Raw genomic sequence first — 23080 nt, 5'->3', positions numbered from 1 at the left:
CTTTATCTGCTTTTGAACTGTATACGGCTACACCGTATACTGTTCATTTTCGATTGAGGCGAGATGCTGCAATGAAAGGCAAGACAGACTTTGCATTTGGCTCCACTGCTCCGGGCACGTGGAACCTTTCATTAGAAGGGCGGGAGCCATGGATGCTCCTCACTCTCGCAAGCTCAGCCGACCAGGCCGTTGTCCGTGCTATCTCATCGAATGACATCGAACTCGTAAAGCAGACACTTATCTCTCCCGGAGAAGGCCTCTTCGTGCGTTCATTCCAGGTGGTCTTCGCTTCTGACTTCCCCGATAACTTAGGGGTGGGCGTGGCGGAGGTCTATGAGCTGATTGAAGGAAAGACCAAGAAGAAGGAAGTGTTCTATCGGCTCAAAACCAAATACGGCGTGTTCAGGTTCGGCGGCCCGGCACACCTGCTGTCGAACCATGAAAATCTCGATTGGAGCGTGAGGATTTACTCCAGTGAACGACCGCCCAAGCGCTATTACGCCGACTGATTATGGCCACCCTCCAACAATCTGCCGATCTTCTCTACGGCGCAGGCACCCCGATGGCTGGTGTTGAAATGCCTCAGGATGAAGCCGTCCGGATCATGCGCAAGCACTTTCCATACTTCGAATACTGCCTAGTACGAGATTGGATCTGGATCGATCTCGACCTAACCCCCGAGCAAAGCGCTGCTTTCGCCAGAAACCAGCGTCAGCCCTCGCTGATCTTTGCGCACACGGTCATCTACGACAGCTCGCGACGCTTCGACGTTGGAGACTTCGTGCGCACGAGCCCACTGTATAAATGGGAAGAAGGCTTCATCTTTGCCACGCTCAATTCCGCATATCTTTTAATGGGCGATGGGGTGCGCAAGCGAGCCACCCTGGAAACGTTAACCAGCTTTTTTTGACCACAAGCAGGGCCTCCTGCCGTCTACAGCCAACGTCCAAATGCGAGGTGATCAGGATGGTTAATCAGAAGAAAACAGCCGAACCCATCCACTGTTTTGTATGTGGCGATCCATGCCTTGAGGGGCGTTGTGGCGCCTTGCATGGATACCACCCGAACGACAATGGAGGAAGTGACCTCTACTTTGCTCCTCTATGCCAGGGCTGCTTCCTCAGTGCTTTAATGTACTTGAGGCAAGAGCACGAGCTGGTTATTGAGCACAAAAAGCAGCTGAGGCCATGATGCGACAGTCGATTCGCGACGAAGTGATGAAACTGACATCCCGGCTCGCGCAGAGATGCCACCAGAGTGTTGCGGAGGAGCATGCTGCGCTGATCGCAAGGTACGCGCGTCTGGATACTGCCTGTGATGCGTTCAATGCCTTTAACGGCTGCCGCCCAGTCGAAGATTCAGATATTTTCGAAACACTCTCTCAGCGCCGTAGGGACATCGCTGACGTGCTAGCTCACGCGAACCTAGAAGCTTTCGAGCGCGAGGCGGCTCCTGGGCTGTATTTAGCTATTCCCTACTTCTATTGGTGCTCTGACATCCAGCCCATTTGGCTTGTCAATCGCACACACGAGCCATGCACCTACGTCCGGCGCGCTTGCTATGCGTTCGCCAGTGCGGATGATGGCGTCGACGAGTATCGAACGGCAAGCAGCGCCTTTGCTGACGGCATAGCTGCCGGCGCAGTCATTCAACCGGGTGAGAAGCTTCAGATCGATGACTACTCAATGCGAGTTGATGGCGATTTCGTCAGCGTCAGGAGAGTCATTCTGGTCGTCAATGGAGAGCGCGGTGAGTACTTCGTCAGTATCTCGAAGCTGGCCGGTTACCTGACGTGCGAGCACCTGCACGGTCTCCATGAACTCAAGAGCGTTCAAAGTGTTCAGGGCAAGAAGCCAACTACATTCTGAGTACCACTCTGCGATGAGCGGAGAGGTGTTCCGGGTGCGGTCTGCTCTGTGTATCGACTGGCATACGCAGCGGCTTGCCAGAAAGGCCGGCCTATTCACTGTCGTGTAGTCGGTCTGATATCTGGATCAGGGAGTGTTCGTCGACCCAGATCAGGCCCTTGTCGAACAAGGTGTGAATGTCAGCGCGTAGTAGCCGTCCATTGTCGGTACGGCTGGTCTCGTGTTACCGGTATTTGACAGTTGCATCAGGCGGGAACCGGCCAGAAGCGGGCAGTGAGTCAAACAAAAAAGTCATTCAACTTACCTATGTAAGCAAAAAACCTGATAACTTTCGCAAAATACCATAACCTCACCAAGAAAATTACTATCTATATCAGAAGCATCATGAACCATCTTGAAGTTCTTGCTTTCCAGCCAGTGCGTGATGCTTTCTTCATTAAATGAATCCAATTCGACTTTGTGTTCTAAAAAATCTCGCACTGAATCACTATAGATTATTGGCGAAGAAACAGGCGGCACCACTCTATATGTTATCCTTCCGAAAGAATTTGCCTGAGAATAATCTGTGGAGCAAATTAAAGAGCTGCTTCTGGCGTATATTCCAAATTTACCAAAGAACCATCGGTCAGCTGCTTCGTGAATCTTTATATCGGTATCCACTGGGGTGCGCCCCCTGTGGTAAAATATATTTTTCTGACTCGGCGCATCAAGAACTGTAGAAAAGCCACGATATAAAACAGGCATTGTAATCCCTATTGGTGGGCAAAATTTTTATGGGAAAAGAAACAACTATCGAAACACTGGATTTTCTTGATGTTACAGGTCTTCGCATCATAAACAACCGCTTCCGATTGCTTGAAGAGGTTCCAGGGGGAAAAAGTTCGACTAGCTTTTTTGGAGTCGACGAACAAACCAATAAAAGCATCTTTGTCAAGCTGCTAATTTTCCCAAGATCCGAACTTGAATCAGCAAGATTTCGCAATGAAGCTGAATTCCTTAAAGGTCAAGAGGGATTCAATAAACTAATCAAGAAGACGCCGAAGTATATAAGCCATGGCAGTCTTTTTCAAGGAAGGGTATTGTTCTTAGTAACTGAAAAAGTTGAAGGCACTTTACTTTCTGACTGGATAGATACAAGTTTCTGCAAGGCCGGCTTGACGGAACGTCTAAAAATTGCCTATCGCATTTTTGGTGCTGCCGAGCATTTCGGCTATTTTGTTACTCATCGCGACCTTCACCCAGGCAACATTAAAATTCTAGATGGAGATATTGATCTATATACAAGGGTTCCAAATTATAAAGTCATCATCCTTGACTGGGGGCAGTCACATTCAAAACTTGAAGCGCACTACGCAGAAGAGGATGACGACATTAAAATAATTGACAATGGGATGGGGCGCGAAATAACAACCTCCTTCTACAATCTTCCGCCAGAAACCTTTATGGACTGGAATAGAGCCGGATCAGAGTACAACAAGTATGACTCATGGGCAATGGGCCTTCTTTTATACAAGCTCATATCCGGCGAAGACCTCTTCTCCTTTGATAATATCGGTCAATTTGCAGAGTCGATGAGGCACATTGAGATGGATATTGAATCAAAGGTGCAGAGAATTGGGGAGTATGCCGGAGCAAAAAAACTCATACTTCAGGGATTGCTATATCACCTCCTCGCAAAAGATCCCCGCGAAAGAATGTTTATACAAACTGCCAGAATGGTGTTGTGGTTTATTCTTGTTGAAGATTTTGAGCCTGACGATGTTGGTATGGTTGCGCGCTTCCTGAGAGACCCTTTAGGATTTAAAGAAATTCAATGGAAGCATTTCGATAGCGACCCGCTTGATTCCATTTATTGATGCTTGAGCTAAAAATACATCAGGCTCAGCTCATTGTTAGGGAAATCGTTTTTTCCAAATTTATAGCGCAGACTCTTAGTTCGGAAATAAACCAATCTCCACAAGCATTGATAGGTAAAGTGGGGCGAATTTACTTTCGTCTGAACCAAACGTCGATAGTGGCTGGTAATACCGTGGGCGAAGGACTGCTTTTGGCCGGTTCGAGCCAGTGGCATCCGGCTCGAACCGGCCAAGCCAGCCATGGAGCACCGGCTAAACCAAGAGAACTTAGTTTTGACTAGACGATTATGGTTGCGCAAAAAGCAAACTTATTTCTTTAGTCTCGATTTTAATTTTCAAGCGAAACCCCATAGATCGACCTAACTTCATTTTCATAATGTTGGCAGCCAGATAGGGCTAATAATCTTTGGACGTTGGAGTCATAGAACCCGCCTTCAGGGCTTAATATTGTTATTGGGTTGGTCGACTTGGGATCTATGGTTTTCCCAATTTGACTAATAAAGCGCGTTACCTGATCAGTTAGATGCTTTAACTTGTCAGCATCTCGGTCATTATCTAAAACCATACGATCTGCCGATTTCATGATCTCTCTTAACGCGGCAAATTGACCCGGAGACCTCTGAAGTGTTTCCATAAATCTATAATCCATTGGGATGGACGTTATTTGCTCCAAGGCATAACCCCATGGATAATTGACAATTCCCTGAGTTCGATGCTGTGATGGAATCAATTCTCGCCATCTACAACCGCTATCGGTAACCAGTGCCGATCCTGTGACTTGTGCCAAGAAAAGTGCCATCTCATAATTTGGCCCCATTCTGAATTGGAAGAACTGACCTCCTTCACCAATGGGCATGTTTTGCAGCATAGTTAGTGGAGACGCCTCGGCATGCCGTTCTAATTCGGCGACTGCCTCCGCTGCCTTTTCCTCACTCAACCCAAACTGATGTATTAATGCTTGTTTTTTTGCAGTACTAGGCATCATTGCCATAGCGTTCAGCAAGTCCTCATTGGCCAACCTGTAGTGCAATTCTAGGTCTTTCTCACAGAACATTTCTTTAGTGCGATACTGGGATCGATCTTCAGCCATTTCCATCATACCCTTCATTAGGGCGAGGTCGAACTCTGTTGGATCTGGGATAAGGTTTACTAGGCCGCGCCCAATAAATGGCTCCATCTCAAGCATAAAGAGAAAATCTTTTAACGCTTGATATTTGTACTTTATTGGTGATTTAATCGGGCTGAATTCTGGCTTAACATTATTTGGATTGACTATTGGAGTTTCTATTAGAAATTCGTCGAAAATAGCCGCCATGGGCAAGGCATTCTCACTAATAACCCGAACATCTAATATTCCTGTGTAAAGCCCTCGAAAACTTCCATCGGGCTTAGGCAGCAACGCATAAATATCGGTATCACGAGGCCATAAAATAGAATAAAAACCATAAATTCTTGATACCTGGTCTTCGGACAGTTCGCGCCTAACATCCATCCAAGTTTTACCGCTGTCGAGACCAAGAACATCGCGAATGCAGTTGCAGAACGCTAGATTTCGCTCTCGTATACTTGCCACTTTCCAAGTGGTTCTAAGCCCATTGGGAATGTCTCGACAACAATTCTTATATTTTTTGCCACTGCCGCAACCGCAAAAATTGTTTCGACCAATTTTGGCTTCATCTATGTTCTTGTTTAGGAATTCGCTTTGAGGCGTTGTTCGACCAAATGCATCTTGATAGTGAACAGAGCCATCATCGAACTTTGCAAACATTTCCCCGCCAAACCTATAAAGTCCATCGACTGGTGGCAGGAGAAGTTTTCGTATATCGGCCCAACTACAGTTCAAGTTGATTTCAGGGTAAAGCCATTCCTCTTTACCGGCAGCTACTGATGATTGGGCTCTGCTTTTAATGACGTAATTGACTTTTGCAACCTCTTCCGCTGTAAGCCTGCGTGAGTTAATAAACTCAATAGTATTAACCATGCTATTGCGAACACGGACGGAATTGGTTCTTTGCTCAAGTGGGTTTACATTGTCAGGGTCTTGGGCATATTCAAGATTGGTTAGAATCAAGCAACGATTTTTGTCTAGCGGAAATAATGTCTGCGAGCCCTTTAATGAAATATCAGGGTCATTAGGGAATTCGCACAGTTCTGTTCCAGGAGGGCACGCGTAATTGTAAATGGTGACAGGATGGTCGGAAATTATAAATTTTACTTCGGAGTCTTCAGCGGAGACCAATTCTCTTACGCCTTCAGCCCACAAAACGCAATTTAATGTGCGCAGCGATTGCATTTCCATCATCAATTGCGGCTGGCTTAGTTTTGGGTACTTGCTCTCAATCCAAGCTAAGCCTTTGGGGGTTCTTAGTTTTTGGGCGTCAATATATACAAATAACTTTTGAAAGTTTTGATGCCATTGCGATTGGTCATCGGTTAGAAATGCTCGCACGGCTTTTGATCCGTTATCGTCTATCGGGCCAAAAAGTTTTTGCTCAATATCATCATTAAGTTCTTCACCCAAGAATGTCGAATATAGATCTATCTTATAGAACTGTTGAGCCGGCGCATGCCATCTCTTGGAGTAAATGGTCTTGGTTTCACCGTTCTTTAGGTTTATATCTCGGCGCGTTAGATAGCAGAGTTGGCCGTCCCGCTCATGGATGAATCCTTTCTGATGCCACTGAGCTACAAAATGATTATCCCTAGTCTTGCTCATTTCTTTGGCCGCCAATATTTATATAGCTCTATTGCAGATCGGTAAGATCGTAGTCACTGTTTGAATCAGCACTTTGTAGGACTGAAGACGAAAGTTTTCAATCCTAACGTTACGCAACCTACCCCCGTACGCCAATCACTTCATCCCACCTCGTCGTATACCTCTGACTCAGCATCTCCCTTCGCATCGTCCAAGCGGGTTTCGCCGGCACCCGACCAATGCGCACTGTGCCCCGTCCCTCGCGTTGATTGATCTGGTCGACTACGGCCATCAGCTGCTCGGCGCCACGGCGGGGTTTGGGCGCAAAAAGGTCTAGCGTCAATTCGCCCCGCTGACTCAAATCCATCAGCAAGATGGAACACTTAGAGAAGGGATATCCAGGGCGGTAGATCTGACCTAGGCCTCTCTGAGCGAGCGCCAAAATCTCTCTCGTGTCATCGGTAGGTGCAGGCAAGGCCAGCGTCACTGCGTTGGCGTAACGCGGCCCGTCGACATCCGCTAACTGAGTCTGAAGGCCTACCTGAATCGTGCTGCATAGCGAGCCCTGAGCACGCAATTTCTCCGCAGCGCGGCTCACATACGTAGCCAGTGCTTCACGAATCGGTGGTAGCTCTGTCTGGCGCACCCCAAACATTCTGCTTGAACTGATCGCCTCTTTAGGGGGCGGGCCTTCGTTGAAACCAATGCAACTGATACCGCGCAGCTCTCTCGCTGTGCGCTCCATGGTCACACCGAACGTCTTTCGCAGAGTGCCGATTTCGAACTGGGCCAGATCCCAGGCGGTGGAGATATTGAGGGCTGCGAGCTTGGACGCTGAGAGATGGCCCACACCCCATACCTCCGACACCGGCGCTAGGCGAAGAAGCTTATCCTGGCGAATGGGGTCGGTCAGGTCGAGCACACCACCAGTACCCTTCCACTTTTTCGCTGCCCAGTTCGCAAGCTTTGCCAAGGTCTTGGTTGTGCTGATGCCAACGCCAACAGGCATACCGATCTCGCGCGCCAGGCGCTCGCGAATGCTTCGACCCAGGCCTTCAGGATCTACCACACCAGTCATGTCGCCCCAGGCTTCATCGATGGAATACACCTCAATGCTTGGCAGCATCTCAGCCATCAAGTGCATCACTCGATTGCTGATGTCTGCATTTATGTGGAATAGAAAATCAAGTCGCAGCCGACTTTGGTCTGCTGATGGCCAAAGAAGCATTGCTTGTATGACCATGGCGCTGCCAATCATTTCAGGCCGCACCGAGATCCCGTACGCTTCGTAACCATGACGGACAGAGAGCGGCCAGAAGCGTTCCTTGGGCTTGCACCAAATAGGTCAAGGAAGTAGCGCCAGATAGAGCCCACAGGCGAATGCCACCAGAGGGTTCTACCCCGTTAACACGGACATTTTCAAGTAAGCTCACACCGAGCTGAAGGAGTGTTCATGAAGCGCAAGAAATACAGTCCGGAATTCAAACGGGAAGCTATCGAGTTGGTTCGTCGTTCAGGGGCGAGCTGTCGACAAGTGGCTCTGGAGATTGGTGTGGCTCCGAACCTGCTCACACGCTGGGTTCGAGAGGCACGGCCAGGCACAGAAAAGGCATTTCCCGGAACAGGTAGCCCGCGAGATGAGGAGCTGGCCAGACTCAAGCGTGAGTTAGCCCGAGTGACCAAGGAACGTGTTTTTTTAAGAGACGCGGCAGCGTACTTTGCCAAGGAGTCATCGAGCGGTACACGGTGATCCAGCGCTGCCGCAACGAGTACCCGGTACGACTGATGTGCCGTTGCTTGAGGGTTTCTGCCAGTGGCTATTACGCCTGGCAGGATCGTGATCCAAGCCCACGTGCTCAAGAGAATGCACGCCTGATAAGGCGCATTCGGGAGATTCACGAGGACAGCCGTGGTGTGATCGGAGCGCCACGTATGCACGAGGATCTGCTCGAGGAGGGCGAAACTGTCAGCCTGAACCGCGTTGCTCGCCTGATGGCAACTGAGCGAATTCAAGGCTGGCCACGCCGGAAGAGGCGTGGCTTTGGAAGAGTCGCCAGCGGCCGTCCAGCAGGCGTGAAAAATCTGCTGGAGCGCGATTTCACCGCGCAGGAACCGGAGCGCAAGTGGGTCACGGACATCACGGAAATAGTCACACTAGAAGGCAAGCTCTTCCTATGCGTGGTGCTCGACTTGTACAGCAAGCTGGTGATCGGTTGGTCGATGCATCACCGTCAGGATCGGCAGATGGTGATTCGAGCGGTGGAAATGGCGATCTGGCAGCGCCAGGGTGACTGGTCAGTGATCCTGCATTCGGATCGCGGCAGCCAATTCACCAGTGCGGACTACCAGCGCTTTCTGAATCTCAACACGCTGGTCTGCAGCATGAGTGCCGTCGGACATTGTGGCGACAACGCTGCCTGTGAAGGCTTCTTCGGTCAGCTCAAACGGGAGCGCGTTGCCCATCAGTCGTATCGCACTCGTGATGAAGCACGGGCGGATTTATTCGACTACATCGAGCGGTTTCACAACCCACGAATGCGTCGTAGAGTCGCCCGGCAAGATCTGAAGTTTTCAGCCCTTTTCAAACTGTCCATGGAAATGGGGTAGAACCCAGACCTCCCGATCCTACATACGCCTCAAAGCGGGCCTTTTTTGCCGGGCGGAAAGTGGTCGATACGGGACGGGACTCATAGATGGCACAAGGCTAGTCGTACTAGTTCACAGCCTCCTCCATACCATTTACTGTGTAGCCTCTGGTTCCACGGAATTTGAGCTCGGTGGAGGGCTGCATGGAAGTACGTTACTGGGAGGGGGGGCTTCACTCGTTTGAGGTGGAGGCGATCGAAAGGATGGCGAAGGCCTTCGCACCCAACGAGGAGGTGGCGCAGCCAGGTACTCCCACCGCTAAAGGGAATTCTTTCGCGGTGCTCAAACAGCTGAAAAAGCCCGACGGAGTATGGCCTTGGAAGGGGTATGCGGGCTTTCGCTTTGCCAATTCTCGTGGCTCTGATGGGGAGTTCGATCTCGTCATTATCACTCACAGCATGGTGCTGGTGGTCGAGCTAAAGCACTGGAATGGCAAGATCACTTCGAACGGCAGCAAGTGGTATCAGGACGGTAAAGAGCGGGATGCCTCTCCGGTCGAAAGAACTCGGAGGAAGATGTACGAGCTCAAGAAGAGAATGCAAAGCATCAAGGCCAGCTTGCCAAAAGGAAAAGAACCGTGGTTCGAGTTCTGCGTTGTTCTCAGTGGCAAGTGCACCCTGGATCTACCAGACGCAGAAATACCGTACGTCATGCAACTCGAAGACTTCCTCGGTCTCGCCGACGAGAAGCAGTTCAGGCAACGGTATCCCAAAGCCCACAATGTCCACTTGAATGACCATTTTGGCGACTTCGACAGACTGCTAAATGAGGGATTCGTCAAGCCGAAGGAGCTCGTGGTCGACGACTACCGTGCAATAGCACCGGCGGTATTCACCCACCCGACCAAGGTCTACAGCGAGTTCGACGCCGTGAACATCCATAATAAGGATGACCACGCGATGCTTCGGCTATGGGACTTTTCAAAGCTCGATAGCACTTCTGCCAGGACCAAGGAGGGAAGGTTCAAGATCCTCTCGCGAGAGCGGGAGATCCTTGTCTATCTTAAGCGCCTCGACCAGGACTTGGTGAATCGCTGCGCCAGATTTAAAGGAAATGTCAGCCCCGACTCCATCACCGAGCAGCATTCCGAATTGTTTGAGATGCCGGATGGGCATTTCCGTCTCAACGAATTCATAAACAGGTTCGTGGTGCGAATGAGCGGTGGGGAGCGCCTCCAGCTCCTCAAGATTCTACTGGCCCAATTTGCAGGCCTGCACGGCCATAGCGTCGCGCATAGAGATGTCGGCGATCATAGCGTTTGGTTCTCGCCAGCCTCCGGCATTGCACTTTCCAATTTCATCAGTGCCTACCACCAACCTATTGGTACAGTAGGCGACCTGCGTAGCCTACTGAGCATCGGCGCCATTTCACTGCCCGAGGACCAGGGCAACGCAAATCTGGACACGACGCCATTCAAACGAGATGTGTTCGCACTCGGGATACTGTGCTGCCATTTGATCCAAGCTAAGCCCCTTCCACTCAAGCTCGATGAAACCTACATACAAGGCGTACTGCGCGAGACAGAGGGCGCCACGGAGTGGTTCTCGGAGGTGATTCGGAAAGCCATACAGCGTAACCCGGCAGATCGCTTTGAAAACGCAATCGCATTCCTGCAGGCATTGAGCGAAGCCACTCCAGACAACTCGGCAAGCTTCGAGTTTGATAAGCGACAGCTCGATCGTTTTGCTACAGATGTGCGGTTAGCCTCGGCGTACCGAGAAGACGAAGAGCCCCTGGTGGACTCGGCAGAGAAGCTTCTGTACCGATCGGGTCCATGGATGGTGAAGTCTTGGCCATCGATCAATGCACGTGAGCCGCAAGATAGGCAGGGCCCCATGCTGATGTCTTTCTTCGAGACACTTGAGCGCTTGAAGGTCAGTAGCTTTCATTTCATGCCGAAACTTGAGCACTTCGGATACGATCGCAGCGGCAACCCTTTCTTGGCCCAAGAGCATGTAGAGGGTGTCCACTGGAGCGACTTGCACGATCTCCCCGTCCCCCAAGCCCTAATCGTCTCACGTCGATTAATTGAGGCGGTTGAGGGTCTCCATGAGCAGCAACTCAGTCACGGGGATTTGCACCCCGAAAACATTATGGTCACTTTGGGTAGTGACTACGAGTCAACTCATCTTCACCTGCTGGACTACCCTGATTTCTCGCCGACTGGTGAACGCCCCTATAACAACAGGTACAGCCCTATAGTTGAAGACAGCACTCCAGCTGAAAGGGACAATTTCGCAGTTATGCGGATGGTCCTCGAACTGCTTGGGATGGACTGGGACACCTCCCGTGAAGGAGACAACCAAGCCCTTAGGGACGCTATCGACCTAGAGAAGAGGAGCGGTTCAGGTTACCTCTCCCTCGAACGGTTCAACGATGCTCTGGAAGTTGCTTTCCAGTCCAAGCCGACCATCGAAACGATCAATGTACCCATCAGAGGCAGTGCCACCTTCGACATCCTTCCAGACAACGAAAAAATTTACGTCGTTGTCCGACCTGACCCGAATACCCCAACCAAAGCGCTCGAAGTCCTTTTCGCCGGAATTGGTGGTCAGTTCTTGGCGTGCTTCGACCCAGAAACAAAGGTATTCACAAGAGCTTTCAGACCGCATCAGGAGCAGAGAGTCAGCCTATTCTTTGTCCGAAATGCCAACCACCATCTGAACGTGCGCTTCACCGTGTCGTCTGGGGGGGCGAGCAATCTGGCGTCCCTAGGAAGCACCGGCAACCTCGCGGCCCTGTCGAGATACCTCGGACAGGACGAAGGGTTTATAGCGTTAGCTGCAAAAATCCTTGAAGCAGAAGTCCGAAAGCAAGCCGCATTAGCGGAAAGCGATGCCGCGGAGGAATCGATCACCGGCGAAGACGCCGAGAATGGACTAGCTGTCGATGACCCCAAACTTGAAGGCGTTCCTGTCCAAAGCTTCCCGGTAGGACAGATTTGGAAAACCATCACATCAACGGAGCTTGAGGCGCAACCGTCGTTCAGGGTTGCAGCAGAGCCGCGGTTCCATCGAGACAATCTGGGACTTCTCATTCCTTACATGATGGAGTCGAAGGCGCTTGAAGGCTTCGAGGCTGACGACAGCATTCGTCTGATCCTAAGGGATGGGGAGAAGGACATCGATGTTGGCGAAATCGACTTGGCCAAAAGCCTCCGCGATGCGGTCTACATCCCGGCCTCGAGCAAGTCACGACGCGTAAAAGCTGACTCGGTGCTGTATCTTCAGAGTCAGCAGAACAAAACGTCTATGGCCCGCCGCAAAAGTGCAATGGATCGGATCATCAACCGACAATCTGTCCAGCCAGATCTATTGGACTACTTCGACGAAAAGTGCAAGCTAGTCCCCAAACAGTACTCAGATGCCCCAACAGAAGAAGACTTCGCAGTTTATGAGCGGATCACGTCTGACGGCACTGTCATTGGCTTGAATGGCGCACAAAAGGAAGCCTTCACGAATCTGGTTACTACTGGACCTGTAGGCTTGCTCCAGGGCCCTCCAGGTACAGGGAAAACTGAGTTCATCGCCGCGTTTGCGCACTACCTGATCGATAAGGTCGGAGTGAGAAACATCCTTCTGGTGAGCCAGTCGCATGAGGCGGTAAACACTGCCGCTGAGCGGATCAGAGCACACTGTCGTCGCTTGGGTACTGCTCTCGATGTAGTTCGCTTCAGCAACCGGGGCCAGGTGGTCTCCGAGGAGCTCCTCGATGCCTACTCCCGAAACATCGTTGACCGCCAGAGGAATAGCTTCAGTGCCGAACTCAAGGAAAGGGTAGGTGCCTTGGCGTCGTCACTCGGATTGGGTACGGAGTTTGCCCAGACCATGGTGGACGTCAACCAACGGATCACTCGCCAGATAAAGTCCCTGGAGAGCCTCGAGAAAGACATCATGCGAGCCACGGACGACGAGGATCGAGCCGCCCTGGAAGCTCTCCGAAAAGCTGTGCAGAACGATGTAAGTCTTTCCGCTAAGGCTTACCTTGGCGATTCCGATTTGAGCGAAGTTCCTCCGCAAACGATCCTTGAGCGAGTCTATGCACGCATTCAGTCGGACCATGGGGTCCGACCGCCGGAGTTCAAGCACTGTCAGGATCTGATCCAACTCTCGCAGGATTTCAGTGAGCGCTTGTCGAGCAATCGCGCTAACTACGACGAGTTTTTAATGAGATCCCGTAGTCTCGTATGTGGAACCTGCGTAGGGATTGGCCTGCAGCACCTGAATCTTGCTGCAACCCACTTTGACTGGGTGATCATCGATGAAGGTGCACGATCCTCGCCCAGCGAGCTAGCAATCGCCATGCAAGTCGGGTCCCGAATCCTCCTGGTCGGTGACCATTCACAGCTGCGGCCGACGTATGAGGATGAGCACAAGAAAGCTATTGCTCAATCTCTTGGCATTCCTGCGAACTCAGCTGAATTCCAGCGAGTCATGCGAAGCGATTTTGAGAGAGTGTTCGAATCCCCTTACGGTCGTGCAGCACGAGCAACCCTCAAAACGCAATACCGCATGCTTCCGCCGATCGGTGACCTTGTCAGCGAAATCTTCTACGACAACGAACTCAAGAACGGTGAGCGGCCGAGCCCTGAATACTTCGCCCAAAAGACCCCAAGCTGCCTGTCTCACATTGTCACTTGGCTGGACACCGGAACGCTTGGCAGTAAGGCCTTTGATAGCGGTGGTCAAAGCATCTCAAACGGCGCTGAGGCCGACGCAATCATCCAGCTTTTGCAGGAGATCGAAGCTGATGAAGACTTCTGCGCGGGAATGGTTAGAGAAATGGCAGAGTCCCAAGAACCTCCTATTGGCGTCATCTGCATGTACCGTGAGCAACGCAAGCTGGTCCGCAAAAGATTCGCAGAGAAATCATGGTCTGAGGACTTCCGCAGACTTGTCAAAATAGAAACAGTGGACAGTTACCAAGGTAAAGAGAACCACATCATTATCGTGTCTTTAACACGAGCCAAGTCTGACCAGCACCCAGGTTTCCTATCAATTCCGAACCGTATCAACGTAGCGATTTCACGCGCTATGGAGCGCCTTATTATTGTTGGGAGTATGAAAATGTGGAGCGGCCGGAACGCAAAACTCCCACTTGGCAAGGTGGCAGGCTACATTGGGGCCAGACAGGATGATAGGAACTATCAAATTGTGCCTGCTACACCCTCGAAGAGGATTGTCTGATGGAAACTACTCCAATTGTCCTCTTTGAGCTCGATGTTGCGGTACCAGCGCAACAGTTTCGCATTGAGTACACGCTTGTTGACAAAGGCGGGCTTCCAGTCGTGCCAGAGTTTCTGCTCAGGCTACTAAAAATTTCAGCCCTCATGCCCGCCGAAATTGCGAAATACTTCGGATTCTCGGCCAAAGAGCTGAGCGTCGCGATGATTCCGTTTATTAAAAACGGTGAAATACGCATCCGCCCTGATGGAAAAGCAGAGCTCACAGAAATAGGGCTTCGACTATTTTCCGAAGGCCACGAAACCCCAATAGTAAAGCGGAAGGAAGAACGCCAGCAAACCTTCACCTTCGATTTGCTAGCGTTTAGCTATCTCGGCCGGAGCCTTAAATCAGTTGAATCAAAACGCACATTAGAGTTACAGGCCGCTACGGAGACATTAACCGAATCCTGCAGATCCGCAGTAGAAGCTTTCATGGGGCAGCTATATGACATTCACCGCATGGGACATCTTGGTGGACAGCAGCAAGAACGTCTTCCTCCAGAGCTTTACAAAGTTGCCGAAACCCAGAAGGTACGGGAAGGGTGGGAGATTTTGGTTGAGCGAGCGGCAATCGACGCGAACGCCCGCCAGGTTCGGTTTATTGCATTAGAAGGGCTGAGGGAGAACGAAGCCTATCTCCGTCAACGGACAGAACAACTGAGCCGGCAAACTGCAACAGAAAATTTCGAGTTGGTGCTCCGGCTAGTTGATATGCTTGGTGATGCGGACAGTTATGACTTTCTAAGATCAGGCGGGCTAGATCTACAGGCATTCAACGCAACTGCAGCGTCCGCAATTAATTCTGATACGCGAATTTTCGGATCTCTTCAGTTACAAGAAAATTGGAATAAAGTGTTTTCCCTGCTGGGAAAACATCGAAAAGAACTCAAGCGGACACACCAGGGAGAGCCTTTAAAGCTAACTTGGCTCGCCCCAGCATCCCATGGGCTCTGGGGGAAGTCAGCACGGCATGGAGAGATCTGCTCCGCCTTCAATGAGTTGTCAGATGCGAAAGCGCAAAGAGGGAAAGGGGAAAATATATTTGAAGTTAAAGTTCTTATCCCGCTGTCTGGCGATCGTGATATGCAAGGAATCAAGAGGGCCAGGTCGGACTGTTCAGAAGCGAAAAAATTACTATGCGGTTTCGTTGAGTCAGAAATATTAGCCCCTATTGAAGCCATCATTCTAGAGGGCAGGCTTGCAGTTGTTCTTTACCATTTAGTCATCCCGGAGATATCGCAGGTACCAATTCCGTTTGGCTTCGTCACCGAGAACGAAAATCGAGTTGACATGCTTGCGAGGCTTATAAATTCAACGCTTGAAGAGTATGTTTCGGGTAATACTCCGAGATTTCTCGGGCCAATAGAAAAATCAAAAAAGCAATAGCCCAAACAGCCCCAAATTCTGGGGCTTTTTCTTAGTAATGGAGTCCGGTCACCATGGCCTCGTCGGTATTGGAGCAAATATTGATTGTCCAGGTTTCAGCCAGCTGGCCACTCGCTCCGTCATCCTGCATACCCGCCAGGATGAGCGCTATGAACATGTCGTCACGGTGAGACGGATCCATTTTCTGGGGGTCTGCACGCGCGTCTCACTTCTCTCGGGCCTCCCCGCTGTACTGCTCTCCCATACCGGCGGATGCAAATACTTAGGATTGGGCATCGTTGAGCTCATGGAGCTCTACATCGGCTTTGAACCTGACCTATAGAGAAGATCCGCTTTGGATTTTTCTCTGCCGGTCTTGGTCGCACAGTGTGATAGTCAGGTCCGGTGCCAATGATTGGTCAAGTATGTGCAATTGCGCATAAGGGTAAATCGCACCTCAACCATTCTGGTTCTTAAGCCCAATTTCGCTTGGTGTCCTGCCGTCCAGGGTGGGTACGTTATCTAGCTTGTGAATCAGGCTATCCAGCTTTTCCAAGTCGCCCTCGGCAATGGCTCGCTCATCGGGAGTCAAAGGCACGGCCTCCAAGTACCGTCCGATAGACAATCTGCTTTCCAATGCTTGCGCCCTTGCGCTGGCTTTCGGCAAGTTGAAGTCACACCCCGCACAGGCCATGCGATGTGGGCAACTACTCCAGAACGGATTCGAACAATATGAGTCACCCAAGTCATAGAAGGTGTAGGGCTCTCCGGAATGGCGAGCAATGACGTCATGATCGATCAAGACCGAGACCATATGGGCCATTTGATCGGCTTTGACAAAAGACGCGGCCAGCTTGGTCGGCCGAATTCTAATGTAATGCAACGTCGAATTCGGGGAGCTATGCCCCGACCACTGCATCAACTCGATCAGCGACATGCCTTGAGGGACGCTGGCAAGCGCCGTCACCGCGGAAGCTCGTCCTCTGTGACTGGTGATTCGCCCGCGACTGTCTTCCAGCGGCATACCCGCCTTGGCGCATAGCATTGGAATGATGGTGTCATTGATGACACTGGAACCTATGCGCTTGCCGCGAAACTGGAACAGGTAGCTGACTTTTTCCCCTGTTCGTTCATCGAGCAGTGCAGCCTGGTTGGCAGGCCTTTCATCCAACCAGGCGTCAATGCGCTCCTTCACGACGACTGCTACAGGTTTGACGAATGCCTTGAATGTCTTACTGGCGGGAACATCGAGGTAGCATAAGGTTCCTGCGGGAACGATGGTTCCATCCTCGTGTACGACATCATGGGTCTGTGGATGTGCACAAGCTTTTTCCAAACGCATAATTTCGTTGCTGCGCAGACCCACATGTGTCCATACCACGGCGATGGCTTGGACCATCGACAGGGGATAGTGGATCTCCGATAGAAGGTCGTCGCGCCCAAGGTTAAGGCTCGCCCAAATCAGCTTGAGCCAAGTCGAGTCGTCAATCACTCGCGGGTTGATACCCGAGCTAAACGCCACGGTCCGTGGCGTGGCCAGGTGATGTCGGGGGCTGAACTTCAAACGCCCCCAGCCCCAGAGTTCAAAGTCTGTAAAAAAGCGGCGCAAGGCATGCAGAAAGCTGCGCTTTGAGTTGGCAGCGATAGGCTGGCCAAGCCCTTTGAATTGTGTTCCTTTCGCGGACTCCAGCGACCACTCACCGACCTTCATCCGGTCAACAGCGGCAATTAGCGCAGCGCAAGTAGACATGCCCCAATCGGTGGGCGTCGTAATTCCTGGTTGCTCTCGTGCTAACCAGATGCCGGTCCTCAAGATAAAACTGTAATTACTTTCACGTGTACGGGGACGTAAGGTGGAGGTGTCTCGCCAGCGACGGCACCACATCGCCCAGTGTGGATCGATACCATCGATGCTTTTCTCCCGCCATCCGGTATAGCCTCGCATGCGCAGGGGTTTCGCCAAAATCCCCATGGCAGCCAAACCGTGCGACACCTTGCCGACTGATCTCGCGATACCTTCGCTTCGGTGCTGTTGGCCCTTCAGCAACAGCTCCTCAGTAAACGTCTCCAATCGCGGATCGCCGTTTTCGAGCATTAAGGTACCCAGCACAGCGGAAAGAAACTGCTCAAGATGGCGCGCCGCGTAGCCCAGCGATCTCAACGCTCGGCTCAAGCGAGCGTGCTCACGCTTGAATATCTCGTGGCCAAAGATGAAAGAGGCGTATATCGCCGGTTGCCGGAATTTGGCGATACGCTGCGGGGCTTGAAACCCGCCGAGGTGGTAGGCAACGGATGCGAGGTAGGGCCGTGAGCCTGCTCGACCACTGAGCAAGGTCAGCCACTGCAGCTCAGACCAACACCAGTAGGGTTTACCAGTCTTAGTGACATTCCAGAGAATGGCGGCCACTGAAGAAATTGCCAATCGCTCAGAAACGCCGCTGTGAGCCGCTATGTCAACCAGCGGCCTCATGAGCCCAGGTAGCTCTGATTGAAGATAGCGCCAGTTTGATCGGAGAAGGCGATTCGAAAGTATGGTCAGTTCCAGACTCGACAGATCGCTCGGACGTTCGTACTGGCCGGCGTCAAACGGAACATAAAGGGGAACGGAGGGAGCATTCATTGCGATGCTCCAGCTCCAAAGAGCTCACAAAACATCCGGGCATCGAGACTGCCGACGGAGTGCGCCATCTTCGCTGTTAGATCCGCGCCCGATAGATGCAAGTACACTAACGTGGTTTTGGGGTCGCGATGGCCAGCATAGGTGGTCAATTCATGGAGCTTCCAGCCGGCGCGGGCCAGATGGGTAAGTCGAAGGTGGCGAAAGCTGTGGGTGCTCAGGCGAGGTAGATTAGCTTCCGTGGCCCACCCTTTAACCGTTTTGCTCCACGTCCAACGGCTCAGTGACGAGCCACGATTGCGATCCGATTCTGATCGAAACAACGAACCTCGTGACCAACCGGCGCGGCGAAGAACATGTAGATGCTCGATTAATACGGGCGCAATTTCTGGGCTGTAGCACACGACGCGGCTGCGTTTGCTCTTGGTCGTTTCCGCTCGCACCGAGATGAGCCGATGTGCAACGTCTAAATCTTCAATCCGCAAGGCCACCAACTCGGCACGGCGAAGAGCCCCGAAGTATGCCAACGACAGCATGAGCCGATCACGGATGGACGACCTGGCCGCGATACTGAGAAAGTGTCGCCACTGCTCATCGTTGAGAATGTCTGGCAGCTTAATCAGCCTCGGGACCAAGCCCCTGATAAAGCCTGCATGTCCAGGCGCCTGGAGCAGCCGACCATGTTGTCCACGAGGGACAGGGTTTTGCTTGCAAAGACCCTGAAAAACTAGATGGTCGTACCACAACCGGATGGCGGTAAGCCGTTGGTGCAAGGTTGAATTTTCTACCGCTTTCTTTTCACCAGGCAGCAGCTTGCGGATGTAGAGCGTGACTTGTTCGAATGTCGCGGATTCGGGTTGCAATCCACTCCCTTCGCAATGCAGTAAGTAATGAGCAAGGCCACGGCCATAGGCGTCAAGCGTGGCCGGCGCACGCCCCAGATTACCCAGTAGCTCCAGCCACGCTTGAACACTGGGATAGCGGCTCAACACTTGCTCGTGCGGTGGGGTAGTGGTCATGGGTGCCCCCTGAGCGTCAACGGAATCAGACTAGCTCAAAAGCATTCCACGTAACTTAATACAGCGGGTAGTTGCTGGAGCGTGCCACCACGCCCTGGCGGCGTAACTCATGGCGCACCTTGTAATAGGCAGCGCCCATGCCGATGCCTAGTAGCTTGGCTTCACTACTGCGGGCGATGATGCAGCCATCGTTGTATCTGAATGACGCTAACAGTTAGTAGTGCATAACATATTGATATTTAACGATATTGTTACGCTAACAATTTTTCGTCCTTCGCAGCCTAAATCAGGGCTTTTCAGTCCGACCCACCCCCATGCGGCCAACTAGCTGCCCGCCTCGAATGTCGTGTCCCTGGGGCCGCGAGGCCCCAAAAAACTTTGAATGAACTTCATGAGCGTGCACATCTGTTGTCGGCTGGAGTCGTTCGGTTGTTCGGAAGAGCAGGCGAAACCGAAAAGCACACGGAGTCCTCGCATAACGTCCTTGGCTCGCAGCACTATTACGGAGACCGAAGCGTTCCCGGCCAATCAGGGCTGCTGAGAGGGCCTACATCACCGACACTCCCGGCCTTCTCCGCACCCTGGAGCGCCAAGGTACTTTCGGCCGGCCAGGCGCTCGGGCAGCCAGATGAGCAAGGGTGCCGCCCCCAGTGCCAGCAATAGCCACAGTCTGGAGAACTGCTCGCCATGCGGGTCGAAGCCATAAGCCAGCAGCCCGCCGAGCGCGAGCAACAGGAAGTACGGCGCCGTGAGGTAGCAGTGAAGTCGGCGGCAGCGTGCGGCATTGACCAGGCAGGCGCCACCCATCACCGCCAGCGCGGCGCTTGCGGCCAGGAATAGCGTGGGGTGTCGATCTGCCAGAAGAATGGTTAGCGTCGCGACAACGGCAGGCAGCCCCCAGAAGCTGATCACCTGCCATGTCTGGCGCAGGCTGTCACCCCTGCCGAGTTCATTAGTCTTAATGTTCATGTTTGCACCTCGCATTCTTTACCCGGCGCAGCAGGACAATTGCTTCACGTCCTTACTGAAGGTTTGCGCCGCGAGCTTCAGGCCCTCGACCATGGTCAGGTAGGGGAACAATTGGTCGGCTAGTTCCTGCACCGTCATCCGGGCGCGGATGGCGAGGGCGGCCGTCTGAATCAGCTCGCCCGCTTCCGGGGTCACTGCCTGCACGCCCAGCAGTCGGCCCGAGCCCGTTTCGGCGACCAGCTTGATGAACCCCCGTGTGTCAAAGTTCGCCAGAGCGCGCGGCACGTTGTCCAGGGTCAAGGTGCGGCTGTCGGTTTCGAGGCCGGCTTGGTGCGCTTCCGCTTCGCTGAAGCCGACGGTGGCCACCTGCGGATCGGTGAACACCACGGCCGGCATGGTGTCGAGATTGAGCATTGCCTCGCCGCCGGTCATGTTGATCGCCGCGCGATTGCCGGCCGCCGCCGCGACATAGACGAACTGCGGCTGGTTGGTGCAGTCGCCGGCCGCATAAATATCCGCTTTGCTGCTGCGCATGCCCTGGTCGATCTGGATGGCACCGCGTTCATCCAGCTGCACGCCGGCCGCTTCCAGGTTCAGGCCGTGGGTGTTGGGCGTGCGTCCGGTGGCGACGAGCAGTTGGTCGACCCGCACTTCACCGTGCTTGGTGGTCAGCACGAACTCGCCGTTGGCATGGGCCACCTGGCTGGCTTGCGTCTGTTCCAGCACTTCGATGCCCTCCAGGCGGAAGGCCGCCGTCAGCGCTGCGCCGATGGCCGGATCTTCACGGAAGAACAGCGAGTTGCGCGCCAGGATGGTGACGCGGCTACCCAGCCGGGCAAAGGCTTGCGCCAGCTCCAAGGCCACCACGGATGAGCCGATCACGGCGAGCCGTTGCGGAATACTGCTGCTTGCCAGCGCCTTTTCCGAGTTCCAAAAGGGGGTATCTTGCAGTCCGGGAATCGGCGGCACGGCCGCACTGGCGCCGGTGGCAATCAGGCAGCGGTCGAAGGTCACGATGCGCTCGCCCCCCTCGACCAGTTCCACACTGAGCGTGTGGCTGTCCTGGAAGCGGGCGGAGCCACGCAGCACGGTGATGGCTGGGGTGCTTTCCAGAATGCCTTCGTACTTGGCGTGGCGCAGTTCGTCGACACGACCCTGTTGCTGGGCGAGCAACCGTTCGCGCAAGACAAGCGGCGGCGTGGCGGGCAGTCCGCCATCAAACGGACTTTCGCGGCGCAGATGGGCCACGTGCGCGGCGCGAATCATGATCTTGGAGGGCACGCAGCCGACGTTGACGCAGGTGCCGCCGATGATGCCGCGCTCGATCAGGGTGACGCGGGCCCCCCTTTCTACCGCCTTGAGCGCGGCCGCCATGGCGGCGCCACCACTGCCGATAACCGCCACGTGAAGCCTGTCACCCTCTTTCCCGGCGTCAGTGCCACCGCTCAGCCAGCCCCGTGCCTTATCGAGCAGGCCGGGACGGGTAGGTAGCGTGATGTCTTCGAACGCCGCTCGATACCCCAGGGCCTCGACGGCGGCCTGCATTTGTTCACGGCTTACGGCCTCGTCGACCTTCAATTCGGCCCTCCCACTGGCGTAGGAAACATCCGCCCGATGCACGCCCGGAATCTTCTCCAAGGCCTCTTTCACATGCACGACACAGGATGCGCAGGTCATGCCAATGATTTTCAGTTCGGTCATAACGTTACTCATTGAATCGTCTCTTGTCAGGTTCACTGGTTTGGCGGCGTCGGACAGGACGCCGGGGAGCAACGGCGGTGCGCGGGCGACACGAAGTCCCAGATGGACACCCCAAACATGACGGCCAGGCCGATATAGAGCAGCCAGCCGCTCCGCCAGCCGTGAGCCAGCATCAAAAACACCGCTACCAGCACCAGGGTCGGGCCGATCAGGCCAGGCGCAGCGCGTCGCCACTGCCGGTGACTGAACCAGCCGAGGGCATTGACGAGCAGAGCCACGCCGGCAAACAACGGCAACAGCGTGGTGATGAACAGGCCTTCCCATTGGCTCAAAAAGCCCAGTCCGATCGTGGCGCCCAGGCTGGCAAGGGCGGGAAAGCACGAGGCGCAACCTATGGCGGAAACCAGCACGCCGACGGAACCGGCTTTGTCACCGATCCGTGTGAACAGATTGAAAGAATTTGCCATCGGAATGCCCGCCTATTGCTTGACGCTGGACGGGTAGCCGGCGTCCTCTGTCGCCTTGGTCAGCGCCTGCGCACTGGTCTTGGCATCGTCGAAGGTGACGATGGCTTCGCGCTTCTCATAACTCACCTCGGCCTTGGTCACGCCCTCGACCTTGGTCAGCGCTTTCTTCACCGTGATTGGGCAAGCGGCGCAGGTCATGCCCGGCACCGACAGGGTGATGATTTGGGAGGCGGCCCACACTGGGGAAACCACAGCAATGAGGGCGAGAGCGGCAAGCAGCTTTTTCATGACCAACTCCTGATTAGTAGAACAAGGGGAGGATGTAGGGGAAAGCGAGCGCGACCAGCACCAAGGCCGTCACGACCCAAAAAACGAGCTTGTAGATGGTGCTTACCTGGGGATCAGCGCAGACCTCACCGGGTATGCAGACTTGAGCCGGGCGGAAAATGCGCCGGTAAGCGAAGAACAGCGCAACCAGTGCCGCGCCAATGAAGAACGGGCGGTAAGGTTCCAGAACGGTGAGGCTGCCGATCCAGGCACCGCTGAAGCCCAAGGCGATCAGCACCAGCGGCCCCAGGCAGCACGTGGACGCGAGGATTGCCGCCAGACCTCCAGTGAGGAGTGCACCGCGCCCATTTCGCGATTCAGACATA

The 23080-nt window shown here is 53.4% G+C and carries 17 protein-coding genes and 1 pseudogene; 7 read left to right on the top strand and 11 right to left on the bottom strand.

The genetic code is table 11. The annotated features are described in order from the left end of the window. Positions 1 to 71 precede the first annotated feature (71 nt). From LT948_RS23675 to LT948_RS23665, 3 genes are all read left to right on the top strand, one after another. A complete protein-coding gene (locus tag LT948_RS23675) occupies positions 72 to 509 on the top strand; it encodes a hypothetical protein (protein WP_124182836.1) in 438 nt (145 codons plus the stop codon). Between the two features lie 2 nt (positions 510 to 511). Further along, positions 512 to 910, top strand: coding sequence for a DUF6957 family protein (locus tag LT948_RS23670; protein ID WP_232197123.1), 399 nt, complete (start codon positions 512 to 514; stop codon positions 908 to 910). A 277-nt stretch (positions 911 to 1187) separates the two neighbouring features. Further along, entirely contained in the window at positions 1188 to 1868 is a 681-nt protein-coding gene (locus LT948_RS23665) for a hypothetical protein (protein ID WP_033995714.1), read from the top strand. A gap of 91 nt (positions 1869 to 1959) precedes the next feature. On the opposite strand, the pseudogene LT948_RS33380 reads toward LT948_RS23665, so the two are convergent. Both LT948_RS33380 and LT948_RS23660 read right to left on the bottom strand, forming a co-directional pair. Beyond that, a pseudogene (locus tag LT948_RS33380) lies at positions 1960 to 2076 on the bottom strand (HNH endonuclease); the annotation flags it as partial. A 92-nt stretch (positions 2077 to 2168) separates the two neighbouring features. Beyond that, on the bottom strand, positions 2169 to 2612 hold the full coding sequence (locus tag LT948_RS23660; protein WP_124182320.1) for a hypothetical protein: 444 nt from the start codon (positions 2610 to 2612) through the stop codon (positions 2169 to 2171). A gap of 29 nt (positions 2613 to 2641) precedes the next feature. Here LT948_RS23660 and LT948_RS23655 point away from each other — a divergent pair, with 29 nt between their 5' ends. Next, positions 2642 to 3724, top strand: coding sequence for a protein kinase domain-containing protein (locus tag LT948_RS23655; protein WP_073657999.1), 1083 nt, complete (start codon positions 2642 to 2644; stop codon positions 3722 to 3724). 328 nt (positions 3725 to 4052) lie between these two features. Here the strand turns inward: LT948_RS23655 and LT948_RS23650 are convergent, their stop codons facing one another. Together LT948_RS23650 and LT948_RS23645 are read right to left on the bottom strand one after the other, a co-directional pair. Beyond that, positions 4053 to 6440, bottom strand: coding sequence for a DUF4238 domain-containing protein (locus LT948_RS23650; protein ID WP_071535112.1), 2388 nt, complete (start codon positions 6438 to 6440; stop codon positions 4053 to 4055). Positions 6441 to 6558: 118 nt separating this feature from the next. Then, entirely contained in the window at positions 6559 to 7677 is a 1119-nt protein-coding gene (locus tag LT948_RS23645) for a DUF4113 domain-containing protein (RefSeq protein ID WP_232197122.1), read from the bottom strand. 195 nt (positions 7678 to 7872) lie between these two features. Between LT948_RS23645 and LT948_RS23640 the strand changes: the two genes are divergently transcribed. The 3 genes from LT948_RS23640 to LT948_RS23630 all read left to right on the top strand — a co-directional run bounded on the left by LT948_RS23640 (position 7873) and on the right by LT948_RS23630 (position 15675). Then, a protein-coding gene (locus LT948_RS23640) for an IS3 family transposase (RefSeq protein WP_088326376.1) occupies positions 7873 to 9026 on the top strand; the annotation gives its coding sequence in 2 pieces (ribosomal slippage) (positions 7873 to 8110 and positions 8110 to 9026; 1155 coding nt in all). Between the two features lie 182 nt (positions 9027 to 9208). Next, positions 9209 to 14251 carry an AAA domain-containing protein gene (locus LT948_RS23635; protein ID WP_033179076.1) on the top strand — a complete coding sequence of 1681 codons (5043 nt, stop codon included), beginning with the start codon at positions 9209 to 9211 and terminating at the stop codon, positions 14249 to 14251. Then, positions 14251 to 15675 carry a hypothetical protein gene (locus tag LT948_RS23630; protein ID WP_033179073.1) on the top strand — a complete coding sequence of 475 codons (1425 nt, stop codon included), beginning with the start codon at positions 14251 to 14253 and terminating at the stop codon, positions 15673 to 15675. The genes LT948_RS23635 and LT948_RS23630 overlap by 1 nt, the downstream gene beginning before the upstream one ends. 436 nt (positions 15676 to 16111) lie before the next feature. On the opposite strand, the gene LT948_RS23625 is transcribed toward LT948_RS23630, so the two are convergent. The 7 genes from LT948_RS23625 to merT form a co-directional block, all read right to left on the bottom strand. After that, entirely contained in the window at positions 16112 to 18274 is a 2163-nt protein-coding gene (locus LT948_RS23625) for a tyrosine-type recombinase/integrase (protein WP_033179071.1), read from the bottom strand. Then, entirely contained in the window at positions 18271 to 19290 is a 1020-nt protein-coding gene (locus LT948_RS23620) for a tyrosine-type recombinase/integrase (protein ID WP_033179070.1), read from the bottom strand. The genes LT948_RS23625 and LT948_RS23620 overlap by 4 nt, the downstream gene beginning before the upstream one ends. A gap of 552 nt (positions 19291 to 19842) precedes the next feature. Continuing rightward, complete coding sequence (locus LT948_RS23610) at positions 19843 to 20259, bottom strand: hypothetical protein (RefSeq protein WP_008567175.1); 417 nt, start codon at positions 20257 to 20259, stop codon at positions 19843 to 19845. Positions 20260 to 20277: 18 nt separating this feature from the next. Then, positions 20278 to 21960 (bottom strand): mercury(II) reductase, encoded by a 1683-nt coding sequence (gene merA, locus LT948_RS23605; protein WP_008567178.1) that lies wholly within the window; start codon positions 21958 to 21960, stop codon positions 20278 to 20280. A gap of 32 nt (positions 21961 to 21992) precedes the next feature. Continuing rightward, a complete protein-coding gene (gene merC, locus LT948_RS23600) occupies positions 21993 to 22427 on the bottom strand; it encodes an organomercurial transporter MerC (protein ID WP_061191836.1) in 435 nt (144 codons plus the stop codon). 12 nt (positions 22428 to 22439) lie between these two features. After that, positions 22440 to 22715 (bottom strand): mercury resistance system periplasmic binding protein MerP, encoded by a 276-nt coding sequence (gene merP / locus LT948_RS23595; protein WP_008567180.1) that lies wholly within the window; start codon positions 22713 to 22715, stop codon positions 22440 to 22442. A 13-nt stretch (positions 22716 to 22728) separates the two neighbouring features. Further along, positions 22729 to 23079 carry a mercuric ion transporter MerT gene (merT, locus tag LT948_RS23590; protein ID WP_008567181.1) on the bottom strand — a complete coding sequence of 117 codons (351 nt, stop codon included), beginning with the start codon at positions 23077 to 23079 and terminating at the stop codon, positions 22729 to 22731. Position 23080: the final 1 nt, after the last annotated feature.

Origin of the sequence: Pseudomonas sp. CP-1 (genome assembly GCF_021213715.1) — a bacterium.
Taxonomy (GTDB): domain Bacteria; phylum Pseudomonadota; class Gammaproteobacteria; order Pseudomonadales; family Pseudomonadaceae; genus Pseudomonas; species Pseudomonas aeruginosa.
Note: the sequence above shows the minus strand (reverse complement) of the source record. Positions and strands in the feature narration are given on the sequence as shown.

Excerpts from the sequence above, each read along its gene's own strand:
- LT948_RS23675 (WP_124182836.1), top strand. The coding sequence starts at position 72 with ATGAAAGGCAAGACAGACTTTGCATTTGGCTCCACTGCTCCGGGCACG.
- LT948_RS23670 (WP_232197123.1), top strand. The coding sequence starts at position 512 with ATGGCCACCCTCCAACAATCTGCCGATCTTCTCTACGGCGCAGGCACC.
- LT948_RS23665 (WP_033995714.1), top strand. The coding sequence starts at position 1,188 with ATGATGCGACAGTCGATTCGCGACGAAGTGATGAAACTGACATCCCGG.
- LT948_RS23660 (WP_124182320.1), bottom strand. The coding sequence starts at position 2,612 with ATGCCTGTTTTATATCGTGGCTTTTCTACAGTTCTTGATGCGCCGAGT.
- LT948_RS23655 (WP_073657999.1), top strand. The coding sequence starts at position 2,642 with ATGGGAAAAGAAACAACTATCGAAACACTGGATTTTCTTGATGTTACA.
- LT948_RS23650 (WP_071535112.1), bottom strand. The coding sequence starts at position 6,440 with ATGAGCAAGACTAGGGATAATCATTTTGTAGCTCAGTGGCATCAGAAA.
- LT948_RS23645 (WP_232197122.1), bottom strand. The coding sequence starts at position 7,677 with ATGATTGGCAGCGCCATGGTCATACAAGCAATGCTTCTTTGGCCATCA.
- LT948_RS23635 (WP_033179076.1), top strand. The coding sequence starts at position 9,209 with ATGGAAGTACGTTACTGGGAGGGGGGGCTTCACTCGTTTGAGGTGGAG.
- LT948_RS23630 (WP_033179073.1), top strand. The coding sequence starts at position 14,251 with ATGGAAACTACTCCAATTGTCCTCTTTGAGCTCGATGTTGCGGTACCA.
- LT948_RS23625 (WP_033179071.1), bottom strand. The coding sequence starts at position 18,274 with ATGAATGCTCCCTCCGTTCCCCTTTATGTTCCGTTTGACGCCGGCCAG.
- LT948_RS23620 (WP_033179070.1), bottom strand. The coding sequence starts at position 19,290 with ATGACCACTACCCCACCGCACGAGCAAGTGTTGAGCCGCTATCCCAGT.
- LT948_RS23610 (WP_008567175.1), bottom strand. The coding sequence starts at position 20,259 with ATGAACATTAAGACTAATGAACTCGGCAGGGGTGACAGCCTGCGCCAG.
- merA (WP_008567178.1), bottom strand. The coding sequence starts at position 21,960 with ATGACCGAACTGAAAATCATTGGCATGACCTGCGCATCCTGTGTCGTG.
- merC (WP_061191836.1), bottom strand. The coding sequence starts at position 22,427 with ATGGCAAATTCTTTCAATCTGTTCACACGGATCGGTGACAAAGCCGGT.
- merP (WP_008567180.1), bottom strand. The coding sequence starts at position 22,715 with ATGAAAAAGCTGCTTGCCGCTCTCGCCCTCATTGCTGTGGTTTCCCCA.
- merT (WP_008567181.1), bottom strand. The coding sequence starts at position 23,079 with ATGTCTGAATCGCGAAATGGGCGCGGTGCACTCCTCACTGGAGGTCTG.